Origin of the sequence: Photobacterium aphoticum (genome assembly GCF_001029435.1) — a bacterium.
Classification (GTDB): Bacteria; Pseudomonadota; Gammaproteobacteria; order Enterobacterales; family Vibrionaceae; genus Photobacterium; species Photobacterium aphoticum.
This window is the reverse complement of record NZ_LDOV01000022.1, coordinates 82815-103998: the sequence shown is the minus strand read 5'-3', so window position 1 is coordinate 103998 and position 21184 is coordinate 82815. Positions and strand designations below refer to the sequence as shown.

13 protein-coding genes are annotated in these 21184 nt (G+C 47.1%); 6 read left to right on the top strand and 7 right to left on the bottom strand.

Annotated elements, in window-relative coordinates; all coding sequences use genetic code 11:
* Positions 1-214 precede the first annotated feature (214 nt).
* Entirely contained in the window at positions 215-4096 is a 3882-nt protein-coding gene (gene hrpA, locus ABT58_RS12405; protein ID WP_268248400.1) for an ATP-dependent RNA helicase HrpA, read from the bottom strand.
* 215 nt (positions 4097-4311) lie between these two features.
* Between hrpA and ABT58_RS12400 the strand changes: the two genes are divergently transcribed.
* Positions 4312-4845: an LA_2272 family surface repeat-containing protein gene (locus ABT58_RS12400; RefSeq protein WP_047874722.1), complete on the top strand. Its 534-nt coding sequence runs from the start codon at positions 4312-4314 to the stop codon at positions 4843-4845.
* Positions 4846-5177: 332 nt separating this feature from the next.
* Positions 5178-5636 (top strand): tellurite resistance TerB family protein, encoded by a 459-nt coding sequence (locus ABT58_RS12395; protein ID WP_047874721.1) that lies wholly within the window; start codon positions 5178-5180, stop codon positions 5634-5636.
* 110 nt (positions 5637-5746) lie between these two features.
* Here the strand turns inward: ABT58_RS12395 and ABT58_RS12390 are convergent, their stop codons facing one another.
* The 3 genes from ABT58_RS12390 to ABT58_RS12380 form a co-directional block, all read right to left on the bottom strand.
* Complete coding sequence (locus ABT58_RS12390) at positions 5747-6511, bottom strand: L,D-transpeptidase family protein (RefSeq protein ID WP_047874720.1); 765 nt, start codon at positions 6509-6511, stop codon at positions 5747-5749.
* 62 nt (positions 6512-6573) lie between these two features.
* Complete coding sequence (locus ABT58_RS12385) at positions 6574-7197, bottom strand: DUF1287 domain-containing protein (protein WP_047874719.1); 624 nt, start codon at positions 7195-7197, stop codon at positions 6574-6576.
* A 211-nt stretch (positions 7198-7408) separates the two neighbouring features.
* Positions 7409-9802, bottom strand: a complete 2394-nt coding sequence (locus ABT58_RS12380) for a DEAD/DEAH box helicase (protein ID WP_229821648.1) — start codon at positions 9800-9802, stop codon at positions 7409-7411.
* Between the two features lie 235 nt (positions 9803-10037).
* On the opposite strand from ABT58_RS12380, the gene ABT58_RS12375 reads away from it, so the two are divergent.
* From ABT58_RS12375 to ABT58_RS12360, 4 genes are all read left to right on the top strand, one after another.
* Positions 10038-10736 (top strand): hypothetical protein, encoded by a 699-nt coding sequence (locus ABT58_RS12375; RefSeq protein ID WP_146147182.1) that lies wholly within the window; start codon positions 10038-10040, stop codon positions 10734-10736.
* 243 nt (positions 10737-10979) lie between these two features.
* A complete protein-coding gene (locus tag ABT58_RS12370) occupies positions 10980-11876 on the top strand; it encodes a 1,4-dihydroxy-2-naphthoyl-CoA synthase (RefSeq protein ID WP_047874717.1) in 897 nt (298 codons plus the stop codon).
* Positions 11877-12521: 645 nt separating this feature from the next.
* Positions 12522-14210, top strand: coding sequence for an NAD-dependent malic enzyme (locus tag ABT58_RS12365; protein WP_047874716.1), 1689 nt, complete (start codon positions 12522-12524; stop codon positions 14208-14210).
* 1049 nt (positions 14211-15259) lie between these two features.
* Positions 15260-16747, top strand: coding sequence for an alanine/glycine:cation symporter family protein (locus tag ABT58_RS12360; protein ID WP_047874715.1), 1488 nt, complete (start codon positions 15260-15262; stop codon positions 16745-16747).
* Between the two features lie 427 nt (positions 16748-17174).
* Here ABT58_RS12360 and pepT read toward each other — a convergent pair whose 3' ends face one another.
* The 3 genes from pepT to ABT58_RS12345 all read right to left on the bottom strand — a co-directional run bounded on the left by pepT (position 17175) and on the right by ABT58_RS12345 (position 20971).
* Complete coding sequence (pepT, locus tag ABT58_RS12355; RefSeq protein WP_047874714.1) at positions 17175-18416, bottom strand: peptidase T; 1242 nt, start codon at positions 18414-18416, stop codon at positions 17175-17177.
* 163 nt (positions 18417-18579) lie between these two features.
* Positions 18580-19941, bottom strand: coding sequence for a C4-dicarboxylate transporter DcuC (gene dcuC / locus ABT58_RS12350; protein WP_047874713.1), 1362 nt, complete (start codon positions 19939-19941; stop codon positions 18580-18582).
* A gap of 169 nt (positions 19942-20110) precedes the next feature.
* Complete coding sequence (locus ABT58_RS12345; protein WP_047874712.1) at positions 20111-20971, bottom strand: MurR/RpiR family transcriptional regulator; 861 nt, start codon at positions 20969-20971, stop codon at positions 20111-20113.
* Positions 20972-21184 lie beyond the last annotated feature (213 nt).

The following is a 21184-nucleotide window of genomic DNA, read 5'->3' as shown; positions in this document are numbered from 1 at the left end:
TAATATATTTCTTCATCCTAGCCTAAACATTATTTTTTGAAATTTTCAATTTTTAACGTTTATTTAAGATGAGCACAATTGTCATATGGATGTTTTAAAATACACATCCAAATAATTACTGCAACATGTCACATTATTTTCATCGGATACAAAAAAGCCGGATATAAAATCCGGCCTCTTATCATGCATTCAGCAAGTTACTGTTCAATAATGATTAGCACTCGTTGATTGCGTTACGAACACGTTTATCCGACACCGGATACGGTGTGCCAAGTTGCTGAGCAAAGAAGCTTACGCGTAACTCTTCAATCATCCAACGGATTTCCTTTACCTTCTCCGGTACAGGCTGGCCTTTTGGAATCTTATTCAGCAACTCTTTGTAATCCGACACAACAGATTCAATTTTCAGAATATGCATGCGGTCTTTATTCGGGTCAATCGGCAGCTTTTCCATACGACGCTCAATCGCGCGCATGTAACGCAGGATATCCGGTAGACGACGCCAGCCACACTCTGTCGCAAAGCCTTTGAAGATCAAGCCTTCGATTTGCGCCTTTATATCAGACAGTGCAAACGCCATGGACAAATCAATACGCCCTTTCAAACGCTTATTGATATTGAACGCGGTTGTTAAGATCTCTTCCACCTGCTTGGCGATATCAACAACCGTGTCACCCAATTCACCACGAATGTGCTCCTTCAGCGATTCAAACGCTTCCGACTCCCATACTAAACCGCCCTGCTGTTCGATCAGTTTATCGATACCACAAGCAATACAGTCATCGATCAGATCCATCACACGGCCGTACGGGTTAAAGTACAGACCCAACTTAGATTTGTTCGGCAAGTTCGTATGCAGGTATTTGATCGGCGATGGTACGTTCAACAATACCAGACGACGCTGACCTTGCTGCATGGCTGTGCGCTGTTCTTCTTCGGTTTCAAACAGTTTGATACCAACAGAATCTTTGTTATCAACAATCGCCGGATACGCTTTTACTTCAAAACCACCGCGTTTTTGCTGATAACGTTCAGGCAACTTGCCGAAACTCCAGGTTTTCAAGCCATCTTGCTCGATATCATCATCCGCTACCTTCGACAGCGTTTCCTGCACTTTCTCTTTCAGGCCATCTTTCAGGCTGTACAGATCTTTACTCTCTTTCAGCTTACGGTTACGGTGATCGACCACACGGTATGTGATTTTCAGGTGATCAGGGATCTGCTCTGGGTTCCAGTCTTCACGCATCACGGTCACACCGGTCATGCGTTTCAGTTCTTTCTCCAATGAATCCAACAACGGCATCGCCATGGCTTCTGCGCGCGCCAAGAACGCATCCGCATAGTTAGGGGCTGGCACAAAGTTACGGCGCACTGGTTTAGGAAGCGACTTGATCAATGCAACCACCAATTCCTGACGTAAACCCGGGATCTGCCAATCGAAACCGTCTACGGTCACTTGGTTCAGGATTGGTAGCGGTACGTGAACCGTTACACCGTCACTGTCTTCGCCCGGCTCAAACTGGTAGCTCAACTTCAGCTTCAAGTTACCTTGGTGCCAGAAGTTAGGGTAATCCAGATCGGTAACATGGCTTGCATCACCACGGAACAACATTTCACGTTCAAAGTTCAGCAGCTCTGCGTTATCACGGCTGGCTTTTTTCCACCAAGTATCAAAGTGGCGGCCAGACACAACAGTATGCTCAACACGTTGATCGTAGAAATCAAACAACGCATCGTCATCAATCAAAATGTCACGACGACGGGATTTATGCTCAAGCTCTTCGACTTCTTGCAGCAACTTACGGTTCTGATGGAAGAACTTGTGTTTGGTTTCCCAATCCCCTTCCACCAGCGCAGAACGAATGAACAATTCACGTGACAATACCGGATCAATGCGGCCGTAATTTACTTTACGTTTTGCGACCACCGGGATGCCGTAAATCGTCACTTTTTCATACGCGGCAACCGAAGCCTGTTTCTTCTCCCAGTGCGGTTCACTGTAGCTGCGCTTGATCAGATGCTCAGCCAGTGGCTCTACCCACTCCGGCTGGATCTTGGCAGCAATACGGCCCCACAGCTTTGAGGTTTCTACCAGCTCAGCCACCATGACCCACTTCGGCTGTTTCTTGAAAATTCCGGAGCCAGGGAAGATATTGAAACGGGCATTACGCGCGCCGTGGTATTCGTTCTTCTCCTGATCTTTCATACCGATGTGCGACAACATGCCGGACAACAAAGCGGTATGAACGCCATCGTAACTGGCTTCTTGTTCGTTCAGGCGGTAGTCCAACTCTTTCACGACCTGACTGACCTGGTAGTAAATGTCTTGCCATTCACGTACACGCAGGTAGTTCAGGTAATCTTTCTTACACTGACGACGGAACTGATTACCCGACAGGGCTTTTTGCTGCTCCTGAACGTAATTCCACAGATTTACAAACGTCAGGAAGTCAGAATCTTTATCGTAGAAGCGGCGATGTTTCTCATCGGATGCTTGTTGCTTGTCAGATGGACGCTCACGCGGGTCCTGAATCGACAAAGCCGAGGCAATGATCATCACTTCACGCAATGCCCCCTGCTTCGGCGCTTCTAGCACCATACGTGCTAAACGCGGGTCAATAGGCAAACGTGCCAACTGGCGACCAATGGCCGACAAGCGCTTACGGGGATCCGTGGCTTTAGGATTAATCGCCCCCAGCTCTTCCAGTAGGCGGATACCGTCTTGAATATTGCGGTTATCCGGCGCTTCTACGAATGGGAAGGCTTGAATATCACCCAAACCAATCGCTGTCATTTGCAGGATAACGGAGGCCAGGTTGGTACGCAGAATTTCTGGATCCGTAAACTCTGGGCGAGACAGGAAGTCTTCCTCAGAATACAAACGAATACAGATACCTTCTGCCACACGACCACATCGACCTTTACGCTGGTTCGCACTCGCCTGAGAAATACGTTCAATCGGCAGACGCTGTACCTTGGTGCGGTAACTGTATCGGCTGATACGTGCCGTACCCGGGTCAATAACGTATTTGATGCCCGGAACCGTCAGTGAGGTTTCCGCTACGTTGGTAGACAGGATAATGCGACGACCCGCATGGGTTTGGAAAACACGGTTTTGTTCGCCGGCTGACAAACGGGCGTACAACGGCAAGATTTCCGTATCACGTAACTTACGTTTTTCCAGTGCATCGGCGGTATCGCGAATTTCACGTTCACCGTTCATGAAGATCAGGATGTCACCTAACCCTTCATCACACAGTTCATCAACCGCATCAAAAATGGCTTGTAGCTGATCACGATCGTTATCCTCTGACTCTTCAGACATCGGACGGTAACGCACTTCTACCGGATAGGTACGGCCCGACACTTCAATGATAGGCGCATTATTGAAGTGCTTAGAGAAACGCTCTGGATCGATGGTTGCCGAGGTGATGATCACTTTCAGATCAGGACGCTTTGGCAACAACTCACGCAGGTAACCCATGATGAAATCGATGTTCAGACTACGTTCGTGCGCTTCATCGATAATGATGGTGTCGTATTGGTTCAGGTAACGGTCATTCTGAATTTCAGCCAGCAAAATACCGTCTGTCATCAGTTTGACCTGGCTGCGATCTGACACTTGGTCATTGAATCGCACTTTATAACCGACGTACGAACCCAGTTCACATTGCAGCTCTTCTGCGATACGACTTGCCACAGAGCGCGCCGCCAAACGACGTGGCTGGGTATGGCCGATCATGCCTTTGGTACCCAGCCCCAGTTCCATACAGATCTTCGGTAGCTGAGTGGTTTTACCCGAACCGGTTTCACCCGCCACGATCACGACCTGATTATGCTTAATCGCTTCGGCAATATCGTCTTTCTTCTGGCTGACAGGCAGTTGTTCTGGGTACGTAATGGTAGGACGTTGGGTCGCGCGCAACTCTACAGTCTGCATAGACTTAGCAATATCGAGCGCGATCTCATCAAACACGGCATGCTTGGCCTGTTCGTTCTTAATTCGAGCCGCACCTTGCACGCGTTTGTGCAAACGGAACTGATCGCGCATCATGCAATCTTTAATGGCGGCCTTCAGCGTTTTTTCATTGTTCAAAACGCTAGACTGAGAGGTATTCGACTGACTCAATGGAATTCCTGATAATTCAGTTGACTATTTTTCAAAATTGCTTGAATTCTACCACACTAATGGACAATGCGGCATCTAAGCCGTCTTTCCTGCACTTTCTTGCCCTATCAGCATATCCATTTGAATTATATTTATGCTTTAAGGTATTATTTTGCGCAATTAATCAACACAGAGTAAACACCATGAAAAAATCGCTTGTCGGCTTAGTACTAGCCGCGACGCTTTCTGCGCCTGCGTTTGCTAACCAACCTATTCAATTATCTGTACCGGGTAACAACCTACCGGATGGCAATGTCAAAGGCTTCCGTGCTTCTCTGCTTTACGGGCAAACCCCGTCTGTGACAGGTTTCCAGTTACCGATTTTCGGTCTAGCGGAATCTCAAAACTTTACTGGTCTAAGTGTGGGTGTCTTTTTCGGTGCAAACCGCGTCACTAACCATTCAACCGGTGCCAAATTTGGCTTGGTAAACTGGAACGACAACAGCGCGCAAGGGGCTGATGTGGGTTTCTTTAACTACAACGGCGGTCAATTTACGGGTCTGCAGTTTGGTACTGTGAACTACACAGCACGTTTAAACGGTGTTCAGTTCGGCTTTGTTAACGCAACGGATCGCATCGAAAAAGGCATTCAGATTGGCCTGATTAACTACGACAAATCCGGTACGTTTGTCAGCAAAGATCTCCCAGTCTTCCCAATCATTAACATGCGTTTCTGATTCAAAGTTGACTGATTCCTCGATGTTTCCTCGTCGTTGAATCGCACGTTTGCTATGCCGGGCCGTCTCATTCGCCCGGCATAGGCACACTCCCTGCGCCGCATTCTGCACTAGCTTTTTCTGCACTCAGCATCCCTTTTTCCTTCACCTTTTCACGCACGCTCTGGATAAATGGGATAAGTAGCACGACAAATCTGCCCTTTGGGAACTCTTCGCCTCTACAAAAGTCTTATTCTTCATTGGCTCATCGGTTGAAAATACCCAACAAGGCCACATCTATACTTAATACGTACCATTTAATAATGATGACAACGAACAGCTGAGGTATATGCATGTTCAAACAACTACGAACACTTTTCCGCCAGGTCATGCATGAAGGCAGTGAGGGCAGTACCGTTGACACCCCGTCTTTGAATTTAGCGATGGCTTGCCTGCTTTGTGAGGTCTCTAATGCCGATCACAATGATGATCCGCGCGAAAAAACAGCCAAAGTCCATCAATTAATGCATTTGTTAGGTTTAACGGAAGAAGCGGCCAACACCTTACTGACGCAGGCCCAAGCGCAAACACAACAATCAGTGTCTCTGTATGAATTTACGACTAAGCTGCGTACCCTTCAGCCAGAAGAGCGCTATAGCTTGATTGAAGCCATGTGGGATGTGGCCTACGCCGATGGGATTCTCGATCCGATGGAGGAAGCGGTGATCCGCCAGGTGGCTGAGCTGATCTATGTCGATCACTCAGAGTTTATTCGCGCCAAACTGGCTGCTCAACCTCATTCTGACGCCTAGTTTTACTCGTATACCGTCACGCCCTTCCTCGTGACCGCCATTGTCAGTCAGCAATGGCGACCGAACTATCGCACGAGGAAGGTTGTGCATTTTTATAACAACATGCTGGCTTAGCGCTTCGAGCTTACCGCTAAAAACGCCTCTTCAATATCCTGGTACAAGGTCGACACCCAAGGTTGAGCGGCTTCTGCTGGCACTAAGGATTGCTTGCGGGGATCGACCGGCGAAATAATCACCCTTGTATTCCCTTGGCCGATGGTATTCACCAATACAAACAGCTCTTCAATAGCCGGATCGCCCATGGCTAAACACCCCACTGATACCGCTTTACCATGAATAAAAATATTCGTGCCCGGCTCGGTTCTGCCTTCTTTTTCCGCCCACTGGCTATCAAACGCATTGGGATAATTGAGTTTCATCGACAAGTGATAGGCACTGTTCGGATTCAGACCAATGATCCGGTAAATCCCTTCTGGTACTTGTTTGTCGCCTTCTCTCAGTTTAGGGCCTAGCTCTCCGCTGGCGGCAAGTACGTCATACTGTTTTACCCGTTGCCATGCCACGTTAGCCTTACCGTCGTCTTGCTTAACGGACTCTTCTGCCATGCTCTCAGCTTTAGCCCACAGCTCGACCCGCTTTTCAGCTTTCACGGCTAACAACGCAATCTCTTTGGGGGGATAAGCCATACCTGCGTCATCAAACGCCGTTTTTAAACGTGATTCTGCCGATTCACCGTACTTGTCAACAACGTCAGCTACCGTTTGTTTGCCTTTCATTTTCGTATACACCGGATACCAATACCCTCGCCCATAAACAAATAACCATACCAGTACACACAGACACAGCACTGCAAATGCAGCTAATTTCCCTTTCATCCTTGTCCCTTCTCTTTATCGTTGCATTCCCATGCAGCTGGTTTTTCGGATTGATATCGCCGTTAATTGCGAGGTTGATAGCGATAACGCCCCGTGATGGTGTAATCAAACAGCATGTCTTCCAATACCGGTCCCCGACCGATGTTATGCACAATTAAGGGACGTTTTCCGTCCTCTGACCATTTGTCGACCACAATACCGATATGCGGTAAGTTACCCGGTAACATCCAAGTGACAATCTCGCCAGGCTGATATTGCATCGCTTCATGACTGATCGGCAAACGCTCACCATGACGCTCAAAGAAAATTTGGAGATTAGGGACTCGGCGGTGGTCGATATTACGGTCGGTACGGGTCAGCCCCCAAATCCGCTTGGAAGGATAGGAAGAAAAGTGCTGACGCATGTCTTCATGGACTAACACTTGCAGATCAATGCCCAATTGACGGTAGCTGCGAATCACCACATCGGTACACACACCAATGTCGGCAGGCACATCACCATTCGGATAAGCGATCCGCATATAGCGGCCATCGTAACGCACTGAATGTGTCGTGCGCGCCATTGCGGCCGCGACAAGATTATCAGGCCATCCCTGCTGTACGATTACATCCACGTTTTCATCAGCAAAAGGCGCCAAACTCATGGTGGACAGCACCAGCCCCATCATGGCTAATCGGATTTGCATGCTTACACTCCTTGTCTGCTTCATCCTAATTACGTTTATGAAAGTGTACGCGAGAGCAGTCTACGAAGCGTCAAGGGGGTGCAAAGAGATCAATCGACCTCTTTGCATTTTTCTGTCTTTACAGATTGTTGCATTGATCACGTGAGTAAAAACGCGATTTTCACTCTCTGAATATTGCGGATAAAAGCATGATGGTTAAACAACGTGGTCGTTAACGCACATCAATGACACGGCTGGCTTTACGGTATTGCACTTTCCACCCATTCCAGCGTGGCAGTTCCCATCGCTTCGGATCTTGTTTACGCTTACCACTGACGTGCACGGCGATCACCAGCTTACGTGCAAGGTGATATTCAATCTCCATCACCAAATCTGTTAATACAACCTGATGGGGATACTCAGCATCAAAGTCACTGCGCTCCCAATCCGGGATCCCTGAAAATGCAAAGTCATCCAGCGTGAACATCTCTAAGTCTTCTGCTGACTCCACACCCAGCGCATCAATCTGTTCACTGAGCCAAGATCGTAATTCCACAGGTTCAGGTGACAATAAACAGGTAGAGGCATCATAGCGCCCTAGCGATAAATACAAATTCCATTGATGAATATCTACGTGACGGGCTTCGGATAAACCTGGCAATAACGTCCCTTCAAGCACTAAATCAATCAACGCTTCTTGTGCGCATTCGCCCTGCGGTAACGCCCAGTGGCGATGAATGACACGACCGGCATACACACGTTGATGCTCAACCCAACAACCGTCTTCATCCACTTTGGTGTCGCCAAACACGGTGTCACCAAAGGCTAAATCGTTCAACCAGTCCATCGGCACGGGAGCCATGCACGTCGCCAAAATAGTATTCTGCTTCACCCCTTTCCCGGGTAAGGCAAACTGATCAAACACAAGTGCCGCTTCTGCGGTTTCTGGATAGCGTGAATCACGGGCGATGGTGACTTCACAGTACCCATTTCCCAATGCCTGACGTCGGCGTTCACGTCGTACAAACACCAATTCAGGTGCAGCCGTCATGACCGCTTTCAGCCAATCTTCACGACGTACAGAGGAGGCAACCTCTAACATCGGTAAACCTAATGCATCACGGATTTGTTCAGCCAGCATACGGGCTTCCGCTAGGATAGCAGGGTCGATATTCAACCACTCAGGTACGTGACCACGTAACAACTTGATGAGTGTCATCGCATCACAATGCAACGGTTCCCATTTCGTGAGTTTTTCCAGTCGCTCTTCGCCACTGGGCATGTTCCATACGCGCTGATACACACTCAATGCGGCGGAGAGATCCACCATGGCTTCGCGGCTCGCCTTATCGGGCATCGCCGTGATCAAGTGAGCAAACAAGGTATCAATCGGCAACGGATATAACACGCGACCATGGGGCGTCGCCTCCCCCTTGTCATTGATTGCCTGCATCCCTGTCAGCTTATCTGCCGCTTGCTGCATGGATTTTTCCGGCAACGCATCGACAAACAACAAATCCTTTAATGGGTATCCGCAGCATGCCGCCGCCAACATCGGCTCAACCAATTCTTCACGGTGCAATTCAGGCGGTGTGATCAACTCTAATGGTGCCGCCTGCCCATACAACCGAATGCAATGGCCATCTCTGACTCGACCCGCTCGTCCTTTTCGCTGCTCGGCACTGGCCCGGGAAATCGCATGTAAACCCAGCACGGTACGACCATTACGCTGATGGGTGCGACGCTCTAAGCCGGAATCGATGATCAGTGTCACGCCAGGGATGGTCACTGATGTTTCCGCAACATTAGTGGAAAAGATGATGCGTTGTTTGTCACTTTCTGTCAGCGCGCGGTGACGATCCGAATCCGACACTGACGCATGTAATGGAATAAGATCCAGCGTGCCATTTTCAATATCACGGCACAGTGCTTTTTTCACACTGGCGATACACTGGGTGATTTCTTTGCGACCAGGCAGAAAAACGAGAATATCTTGGTGTGCCTGATACTGCTCGACAATCACGTTCGTAATCTGCGAATCCATATGGCGTTCATCTGGCATATTGCGACTGTCAGAGGCAATATGCGACACACTCACCGCAAAATTTCGTCCTGCCGCTTGCAAACATTGTCCGCCCAGATATGCCGTTAAACGCTCACTGTCCAACGTTGCCGACGTCACTACCAAGCGGTGTTGAGCACGCGTTTTTAGCATGGCTAACAGCAAATCCGTATCCCAACGGCGCTCATGAAATTCATCAATGATCACCGTTTTAAAACTCGCCAGCCCATCTTCACTCAACCAGCGCAGCGCCACACCCGGTGTCACAAACACGATGTCACTGTTATCCGTGAACTGGTTATCAAAGCGAATGGCATAACCCACAGAATGGCCGACCTTTTCACCGCGATATTGAGCCACAAATTCTGCCAATGCACTACAGGCCACACGCCGGGGTTCTACCACCAATACCCGCCCCTGCTGCGCAGCCCACACAGGCAAACGCGTCGATTTACCGGAACCGGTTTCAGCCACCACCACCAGGTGGGATGTCGGTAATTGAGCAAGAAAATCCGTTTCAATAGCATCAATAGGAAGCGAGAAATGCGCAGGCTGCATAGGCATAGTGAGTCACAAAAACTGGGAATATAAGGAGAGGTGCATTTTGGCAATATGCCTTGCAGACTGCAAGGCATCCTCATCGACATGGTTACCTAATGCACACCGACGTCTAAATTTCTCTTATCTAAACAGCTATTTATCTCTCATCCCTTATCTCCCTCCCTCAATTGACAATAGTGGCCTTATCTTTGCATCGTTTAAAAGTGTGGATCAGCATAATAATAAGAGGATAGGAAAAGTGACTATGCCCATTTACCAAAGCGCTAAAATTTGGCTAGCCGCCCTGACGTTCACATTACTAAGTAGTGCGTTTTCTGCCCGTGCGACCCTCGTCAGCATTGATAACTGTTCCGGCAGTGTCACTGAAGGTCCAGCAATCAGTTGTGAAATCACCGAGGATCCACCCAACCCGATATCGAAAAATCCTAACAATAATAAGTTACTGGCTTGGGATGAGGTGCAAAACCATACACTGACAGCACCATTACAAGTCGATCGTGTTTTTGATGAAAATGCCTCTTTCATCTCTGATGCCGGTAATGGGGATTACTTTATTGCGACGGGGACGATCGTATCCAGCCACTATGTACAATGGGATCCTAAAAAAAGAGGAAGCATTGCCGCAGACATCGTCCTTGATTCCCAAGTTTTTGCTTACATCACATCAGACGCTAACCTGTTTGCCAGTGATTCTGCGCTGGCATTACCGGGGATTGATTACAATGATTTCAATTTACGCGGGCTGGAAAGTGGTGACAGTACCCTTTTTGATGGCGCCAATACTGCAATTGCATGGACGGCCAGCTCACCAGGCGATTGGACACGATTGATCACCGCTTATTCACCGGCCGCTGAGATTTCGGAACCGGCCCCACTCCCTCTATTTTTAGCCAGTCTTGTACTTATTGGCCTAGCACGCCAGGGTAAAAGAAAGTAAGCCACATCGTTTCACTTTTATTGTCTTTATATCTGTTTCGCCGAGCGGTATTCGCACCCCGCTCGGATTTTTTTATTCAGACGTACTTTCTGGGCACTTTGTGAACCATTATGATCGATTCCCCAGTAGAATTGTCATATTCCTTCATAAATTATTGACTTTTACGCTCGAGTCCATAGCCTGTACAAACTCAGGTCTTTCGTGGCTTGAGGTTATTCCCAATTCATTGAGGCAATCGTCATCATGACCCGCAAAGAAATTTTTAATCCTGAGCTATGGGATGCCGTCCCTGGTTTTGATTTTGAAGATATCACTTACCACCGCGCCAAAGACCAAGGCACAGTACGTATCGCGATCAATCGCCCGGACTGTTTGAATGCTTTCCGCCCAAAAACGGTGGATGAGCTGTTTACTGCATTGGATCACGCTCGTCAGTGGTCTGACGTTGGCTGTGTACTGCTAACCGGTAATGGTCCCTCAGAAAAAGGTCAGTGGTCTTTCTCTTCTGGCGGTGATCAGCGTATCCGTGGCAAAGATGGCTACAAATACGAAGGTGAAGAAGCGGGTAAAGCCGATGTAGCCCGCATGGGACGCCTACACATTCTTGAAGTGCAACGCATGATTCGCTTTATGCCAAAAGTCGTGATTGCTGTGGTACCGGGTTGGGCTGTGGGTGGCGGTCATAGCCTACACGTTGTGTGTGACCTGACGCTAGCTTCAAAAGAGCATGCTATCTTCAAACAAACCGATCCGGATGTGGCATCGTTCGACTCTGGCTACGGCTCAGCCTACTTGGCGAAAATGATCGGCCAGAAGCGTGCTCGTGAGATTTTCTTCTGTGGTTTTAACTACAGTGCGCAAGAAGCGTATGAAATGGGCATGGTCAACAAAGTGGTTGATCACTTTGAACTGGAAGAAGAAGCACTGCGCTGGGCAAAAGAGATCAACAGCAAGTCACCAACCGCAATGCGTATGCTGAAATACGGCTTCAACCTGCCTGACGATGGCTTGGTCGGTCAGCAGCTGTTTGCAGGTGAAGCAACACGTCTGGCTTATGGCACTGCCGAAGCACAAGAAGGCCGTGATGCATTCCTAGAAAAACGTGATCAGGACTTTAGCCAATTCCCTTGGCATTATTGATAGCGTAATCTATTTGGCGGAAGGGTTGATTACTTCCCTTTCGCCTATATCACACCACACGATTTAACGTATTTTCTCGCTTCATTCCTTTCACTGACGTTCCTATCGAATCCTCCTTTCTTCATAACGCGTTTATTCGTAAATCAGTTATTCATCACACGTTGGTCTCTATAGCGCACAAATGAGCCACACTTGTATCCTGTCTATTTAATCATCACTTTTTGCTTGTATCTCTCACTTCACACTTATCCCTGACGAACAACACCCAACAAAACACACAAACCAACAAATGAATGGCAACACAAAAGCATCAAAATGAAAACGCATTTAACAAACACGGCCACATAAATAATGGCGATGATGCCAATTCTCAATTGGATGAAAAAACACCAAATTGAACACACCCCATGATCACACGACCGTGTCATATTCCACACATAAGAAACACATCACAGATACATGGAAACATAAAATTCACACTTTTCATTTTACCGTGTTAATGACCGTAAAAATCTGCTCGAAAACTTGATCTAATTCGCTAAATTATCACGGATTCTCTTTGAATATTCAGGCGCGTAGATCTACGATTAGCCCTTAAATGAAAACTGCTTTTTTCATACCTCTACTCAAAACAGAGCTGATTGCATGAACAACGACAAACGCCCACTCTATATCCCTTACGCAGGCCCTGCGCTACTTGAAACTCCCCTTCTAAACAAAGGCAGTGCATTCTCTGTAGAAGAACGTATGTTCTTCAACCTGGAAGGCCTACTTCCAGAAGCGATCGAAACCATCGAAGAACAAGCAGAACGTGCATATAAGCAGTTCATGCAGTTCGACAACGATATGGATAAGCACATTTACCTGCGCAACATCCAAGACACCAATGAAACCTTGTTCTACCGCTTGGTAGAAAACCACATCACGGAAATGATGCCGATCATCTACACCCCAACCGTAGGTGCTGCATGTGAAGATTTCTCTAACATTTACCGTCGTGGCCGTGGTCTATTCATCTCTTACCCGAACCGTGACCGCATCGAAGACATGCTGAACAACGCCTCTCGTCACAATGTAAAAGTGATCGTGGTGACCGACGGTGAACGTATTCTTGGTCTGGGTGACCAGGGTATCGGTGGTATGGGTATTCCAATCGGTAAACTGTCTCTGTACACCGCATGTGGTGGTATCAGCCCGGCTTACACCCTGCCAGTGGTTTTGGATGTGGGTACAAACAACCCGCAACGTCTTTCTGACCCTATGTACATGGGTTGGCGTCATCCTCGTATTTCTGGTCAGGAATACGATACGTTTGTTGATGATTTCATTCAGGCTGTTAAGCACCGTTGGCCGGACGCTCTTATCCAATTTGAAGATTTCGCACAGAAAAATGCGATGCCACTGCTTGAGCGTTACAAAGACGAAGTGTGCTGCTTCAACGATGATATTCAAGGCACTGCGGCAGTGACGGTGGGTTCTCTACTGGCTGCATGTAAAGCGGCAGGCAGCAAACTGTCTGATCAGCGTGTAACGTTCTTGGGTGCAGGTTCTGCGGGTTGTGGTATTGCAGAAGCTATCGTGGCACAAATGGTGTCTGAAGGCATCAGCGAGCAGAAAGCACGTAGCCAAGTCTTCATGGTTGACCGTTGGGGTCTGTTGGTTGACGACATGCCTAACCTGATCAACTTCCAGAAGAAATTGGTACAGACACGTGAAGTGATCAGCCAGTGGGATACAGAAGACAATAACATCTCGCTATTGGATGTAATGCGTAATGCGAAACCAAACATCCTGATCGGTGTGTCTGGCGTACCGGGCCTATTCAGTGAAGAAGTGATTCGCGAAATGCACAAGCATTGTGAACGCCCTATCATCTTCCCACTGTCTAACCCAACCAGCCGTGTAGAAGCGACGCCGGCGGATCTGATCCGTTGGACAGACGGTAACGCATTGGTTGCAACCGGTTCACCGTTTGAACCAGTGATGCACAACGAGAAGATCTACCCAATCGCACAATGTAATAACAGCTACATCTTCCCGGGTATCGGTTTGGGTGTACTGGCTGTAGGTGCAACCCGTGTAACAGATGAAATGCTGATGGAAAGTAGCCGTGCACTAGCAGAGTGCTCACCATTAGCCATTAACGGTACAGGGGCACTGTTGCCACCACTGGAAGAGATCCAGAACGTATCGCGTCACATCGCCTTTGCAGTAGCGAAGAAAGCGGTTGAGCAGCGTAAGGCAACAAAGAACACTGACGAGCGTATTAAAGAGAAGATCGACGACAACTTCTGGCGCTCAGAATACCGCCGATACAAGCGTACTTCGTTCTAAAACCTGTCAGAAGTCTGACAAATGCCCTCAAAACCCGCCATTGTGCGGGTTTTTTCATATCTATTCACTACATCATACTGCAACAAAATGCAATTTTAAGTGTTTGCAAATTACATAAAATTAGTGACCTGTCCAATATTTCCACATCATTGATGTTCACCACGCTAGACAAGCATTACTATACTCACTTATGCAACACATGCTCCATGTTATACGAATCAAATACAACAAAGTTAACAATAAAACTAGGTGGTATAACCTATGCAAGAACTACCAATCTGCACGGAATGTGGTCAGGATGAGGAATACCTAATTTCAGATTCAGGGCAACATACTTGTATTTGCGGTCATGAGTTCATGGTTCTTGACACCGAAAATTGTGATGAAACGCATAATTTTATCGAGAACGTTGATTTACTTAAACGCAGCCGTTTTTTTGATAATTATTCAACGCTTGTTCACTAATTGCTCACCCGTAATACATCCCCTATAAAGGCCAGTCATTCGACTGGCCTTCTGCCCTCTCACCATATGAAAAAGAAAGCCTTCCCACCCTGCGGAAATAAGCCTCTTTGCACATGATTATTTTCTTACATAATGAGAATTGCCGTTTTACAGCGAAATGCCACAGTTAATTTTACTAACAAATTTCGTTAATTTAATGTAAAAACCCAAAATAACTGTAATTGAGCAACGTTCAAAACCTACAGTTACTAAGATGATTGATATTAAGGCAATGCATTGTTTTAAAAGAATTTATTAAACAGAATATCGTTCTGCAACATATTTGCACGCAGCATACATTTACAAAGCGTGATCTAAGTCACGCTGAAATTGAAGATTTTCATGCTAACTTACCGTCCCGTCTACAGATGAAATAGCTGATTCTCTGTTTCATTTATGTAACCTTTTCTGGTTATGCACTACCTGCTTTTTATAGACATAAAAAATATAAATTCAGAATCGTAGTATGAACTGTCATGTAAATGGACGTTCCAGTTTATTCAATGTCGTTGTTAGACATTGAATGTCATATACAGGAAATTATCATGAGCGTTAGTAACGAAACTTGGTTAACCGCACTGAACGACGGCTTAAGTACCGTGATCGGTGCCATTAACGGCTTACTTTGGGGTCAACTTCTGGTTTACCTTCTGGTTGCTGTGGGTGTTTACTTCACTTTACGTCTAGGCTTCATTCAAATTCGTCAGTTCAAGCACGCAATCGATGTCCTTAAGAGCGGCAGAGATGTGGATAACGGCCTGAGCTCTTACGAAGTCTTCTGTACTTCTATGGCTGCACGTGTCGGTACAGGTAACATGGCGGGTGTTGCGGTTGCTCTAGCTGCTGGTGGCCCGGGTGCTATCTTCTGGATGTGGTTGATTGCCCTATTCGGTATGGCAACTGCCTTCATCGAATCTACCCTTGCTCAGATCTACAAGACTAAAGACGTAGATGGCCAGTACCGTGGTGGTCCGGCTTACTACATGGAAAAAGGTCTGGGTCAGCGTTGGATGGGTTCTCTTTTCTCCGTCTTTTTGATCATCGCGTTCGGCCTTGTCTTTAATGCGGTTCAAGCAAACACCATTACCGATGCACTAAGCCACTCTTTCGGCTTTGATGAAACCATCATGGGTGTGGTGATTGTTGCGTTCTCTGCCTTCTTTATCATGGGCGGTCTACGTAAAGTCGCTTCAGCCTCTGCACGCATCGTACCGGTGATGGCCATTGGTTACCTTGCAATTGCACTACTGATTGTAGTGATGAACATCACTGAGCTACCAGCAGTACTGGCACTGATTGTGAAGAGTGCATTCGGCTGGCAGGAAGCAGCAGCAGGTGGTGTGGCGTACACTATCGCACAGGCTATGCAGAGCGGTATCGCACGTGGTTTGTTCTCGAACGAAGCCGGTATGGGTTCTGCGGCTAACGTAGCAGCAAGTGCAACACCAAACCCGAACCACCCTGCTTCTCAGGGCTTTGTTCAGATGCTGGGTGTTTTCGTTGATACCATCGTGATCTGTACAGCGTCTGCTGCCATGATCATGCTAAGTGGTGTGATGGATCAGCCAGATGCAGCAACCGGTATCAGCCTGCTTCAGCAAGCATTGACCAGTGAGCTAGGCGGCTGGACAACTTACTTCATGGCTGCGGCTATCATCCTGTTCTGTTTCTCATCTATCATCGCTAACTACAGCTATGCAGAAACAAACGTGATGTTCCTAAACGGTAACACGAAGAAAGGTCTGCTGGCATTCCGTCTGTGTGTACTGGGTATGGTGATGTTCGGTTCTGTGGCTTCTCTGCCTGTTGTATGGAACCTGGCGGATGCATCTATGGGTATGATGGCTCTAATCAACATCGTCGCGTTGGCACTGCTTTCAGGCTTGGCTATCCGTGTTATCAAAGACTACGAAACACAGCTTAAGCAAGGTCAAACCCCTGAGTTCGACCGTTCTAAGTTCCCTGAGCTAGAAGAGCTGGACGGCGCATGGCACCCAGAAGACAACGTGGAACCAGCAACGTTCAACAAGTAATGGATACGCCATTCATCAAATAACGAAGAGCCAGCATGATGCTGGCTCTTTTTTTATGCCGTCATCTTTCTTTTCTCTATTCCCTACCCCGCCTAAGCCACATCAGACCGCACAGACTTCTCGCCTCCAGCTGATTACCATTCCTACTTACCGCTCAAGGCTTTAATGAATAGCTTCCATCCAATTGCAGATACCAAATGCTGGCATAAATATCACTGGCTAGCGGTATTGCTGCCGACAAAGCAATAAGGACTTTTGACTCTTAACCATGAGCGATGATGAAAAAAGAAACAAAAACACAAACAACTAGATGTGTAAACAAATTGGCGCAAAAGCAAAAAGATCAGCAATAAGCAGACATAAAAAAAGTGCAGCGAGAACACTGCACTTTATGGACAAACAATCAGTTAATTAAGAAAGCGTCGAATTAACGCGCTGCTCGCTCTGCGGTAATGCGGATCACATCAACCACAACGGCACTTGCCGCTTCCAGTGACGGTGTAGGCAAGTACTCATAAATAGAATGGAAGTTATGTGCACCGGTAAAGATGTTCGGACAAGGCAAGCCTTTCTGAGACAATACCGCACCGTCGTAACCACCACGCATTGGGATGGCCTTCATTTCGATGTTATTGCGTGCATACGCTTCTTTAGCGATATCAATCGGGAAGCTCGCCTCGCCTTCCAGGCTGTTTGCCACGTTTTCATAGCGGTCAGACAAGTTAATTTGTACTGAGCCTTCACCCCACAGGGCTTCACAGTTATCAGCCAGCTGCTGCAAGAACGCCATACGTGAAGCATAACCTTGCTTGGTGAAATCACGGATATCCATTTTCAGCACGGTTTTCGCACTGTTACCGGCTAACTCTTTCACCCAGTAGTAACCTTCACAACCTTCAGTGTATTCAGGTGCTTCACCGCCAGGTAGCATCGCAATAAACTTATGCGCCATTAACAGCGAGTTTTTCAACTTGCCTTTGGCTGACATTGGGTGTGCAGACTGACCAATGAAGTTAATCACCGCATCACCGGCATTCCAGTTTTCATGGACAAACTCACCAATGCCGCAGCAATCCAGTGTATAACCGAAGTCGGCACCAAAGCTGTCTACATCAAACGCTTTTGCACCACGCAGACCTTGTTCTTCGTCTGGCACAAAGGCCACTTTGACCGGCCCGTGTTTGATCTCAGGGTTAGCTTGCAACACCTGCAATGCATGCATGATCGCCGCAATCGCCGCTTTGTCGTCAGCACCCAGCAAGCTGGTACCATCAGTAACAATGATATCCTGACCTTGGTAACCCTTTAGTTCAGGGAATTCAGATTGTTTCATGACGATATCCAGCGCGCTATTTAGCGTAATATCGCCACCTTCGTAATGCACAACCTGTGCATTGGTGTCGTTTGTTTGCTCCATACTGGTGTCTAAGTGAGCAAAGAATGACACCGTTTGTGTTGGGTAATCTACATTGCTTGGCAACGTCGCTGTCAGAATCGCCGTATCACGCAGGACAATCTCTTCCATACCCAGAGCTTCTAGCTCTTTTGCCAGCAACTGTGCCAATTCCATTTGACCTGGTGACGACGGCATAATGCCCGCTGCACCGTTTTCGCGGCTTGTCGTCGTATTAATGCGAGTGTAATTGATGAAACGATCCACAATATTCATAGCAAGCTCCCAATCGTTGAGCATTGAATAAAAAGACATGACTATCGACTGTTTACAACATCTGGTGCAATCAATCGAGGGGCATGGCATTTTATTTGACCATTATTCGCTAAAAACAAAAAAAGGCTGCGGGACCCCCTCCCACAGCCTTGTTCGGTATGTCTTACACCAAGATTTGAGAACAAATCATCACGGTAACCAGACCACCTAACATTGGGATCATGGTACGTTTTGCCAGTTCAATCGGTGAAACGTTAGCCACTGCCGCACACGCGATAACCACGCCTGCAACAGGTGATGCTGAACGCATTAGGCCCGCAGACAGCTGCATTGGTAGTGCAACGTGTGCCGTTGCCGTACCTACCTGTGCTGCCACGTCTGGTGCCAAGTTAGAGAAGCTGAAGAATGCCGCGTTACCGGAGCCAGACAGCATCGTGATGGTCACAATGATACCCACCAGCATGACGATCATCGCCAAGTAACCCAAGCCCATGTTGGCTGCAGAGTTCAGCAGTAGGTCAATGAAACCGATCGCTTTCAGACCCACAACGAAAGTTTGTGCGGCAATGATCAGGGTTACTACGCCCGAGAACACATTACCCATGCCTTCGAAGTACACTTTTAGCGATGCGGCCACTTCTTTACCGTCACGGGTGTAGATGTAATCACACACCATAGAGACGAACAGCGCGATAAACATCGCTGTCACTACGTCCATACGGATAGACGTAATCGCAAAGCTACTGAATGTCAGCAACAAACCCAGTGGCAGTACAGGCAGAATCGCGAACCACTTCGGTGCTGGGCGCTGCTCTTTCGCATCTAGGTTAAACTCATGCTTAACGCCCTTTTCTGCATCTTTCTGATCAAAGTAACGCTGACTGAAGAAGTGCAGTGTCGCGATCACAATAATCGCCGCCACAGAAACCGGTAGCTGGTAGCTTGCAAAGTACGTAGCCACATCAATGCCTGATACTTCTGCCGCTTTGTTCGCTGCCGATGAGGCTGGACCTAAGTCCAAACAGCCGGTTGTCGCTACCACTGCAGCTGCTGCTGCCGGGTTACAGCCAACACCCACCAATACCGGGTACATTGCCACCAACAGCAATAGCGCCAGACCGGTCGCACTTGGGATGAAGATGTTGATCAGCTGACCAATCACATATGCCATCGCCAGTACAAGGTACGGGTTTTTGATGTAAGACAGTGGCTTGGTCGCGATTTGTACCATCGCGTTAGCCGCACCAATGTGGCCCATGTATTTTGAGAAACCACCCACAGCCATGATGATCAAACCCAACTTGGCCAGTGTAGAAGATGAAATGACCTTAATCACTTCAAAGAAATCGACAATCACAGAACCGGTGTGTGAACCGCCTTTTGGCAAGAACTCGGTATTACCGTTGAACACACCCATTGCAATCATTAATAAACCGGCAAGAAATAATACAGCCTGTGTGTTGTATTTCTTCACGATAAAGTAACCGACGGCGAAAATCATCGGCAACGCTAAATACGTAATCATGAATATCCTCTTCAATCATCATTAGAGTATTAAAAGCAAGCGTATTTATCTTTACGTTAATGGCTTCCCTTTTTATTTCTTTTCTTTGCTGCTCACCAACAAGGAATAATTAAAGAAATAAAATCCTTAGCCCTATCACGCAAAATAAAAAGTAGAATAGCGATAGTTGTTATGATTTAAATATACTGAATTCTTCAAAAAGTCCTTCTATGCGTTGAAAACGATTGTCCTTTTCCTGCTGCAATGACAGCCCTTTTATCAAGGCTTCGATCAGTGCAAATCCTGCAGCACGGTTGTTGAAATAGCCTTTCCCTTCACTTTCGACCATAAACTGCACGTCGCTGTACGGCACAAAAGGATTCACAGGTTGGTCAGTTAGCGTGATGATCTGTCCGCCACACTCATGGAACCAACGCACCAACTTGACGGTCACGCTGGAATAGCGGTGATAAGAAATCGCAAATAACGTATCTTCTTTCGTTACGTCCACTAATTGGTGTGGCAACGTAGAGATATCCCCTTTCAAAAAGATCACTTCTTTGCGTAAGTATCTCGCTAATAAAAAGAAATAGTTTGCGAGTGCTTCGGATGAGGCACTGCCCATCACATACAATTTGCCGCGTGGCTGACACATAATATCAATCGCACGCTCAAAATCTTGTTCAGATAACGCATCAAAAGTCTTCTCTACGTTATCTTTTACTTCGCGATAATGGCTTATGAGGAGACCATGAATATCATCCGGATTGTCATTATTCGTTTGATGCTCATAGCGTTCGATAGGAATCGTTAACGTTTGGGTGAGATCTTCTGTGACCTCTTTTTTAAAATCAATAAAACCACTGAAACCCAACCGCTGTAAAAAACGCCCCAGTGTCGCTTTACCGACACCAATTTGTTTGCACAACTCATCAATTTTGGCAAAAGGTAATACAGCGTAATGCTGCATAAAATACTGTGCAATACGCGTTTCTGCATCCGTGTGCGTATCGAATTTATTCACAGCATTGATGAACTCTTGCTTGTTCATGGGTGTAAATTCCCGCTCAATCCATTTCGTGGGAAATTTTTCCACCAGCACGTCATTTAGGCAAGGGAATGGGAAATTCCCATCTCAAATTTGTGATCGTACCCCTTACTCACACCCAACAAAGATAATTCATTAATCAATGTTGATATAAATATTTACAACAAATTAACCACTGAATACTTAATTGCCTAAAATGGCATCACCTTATGTTTT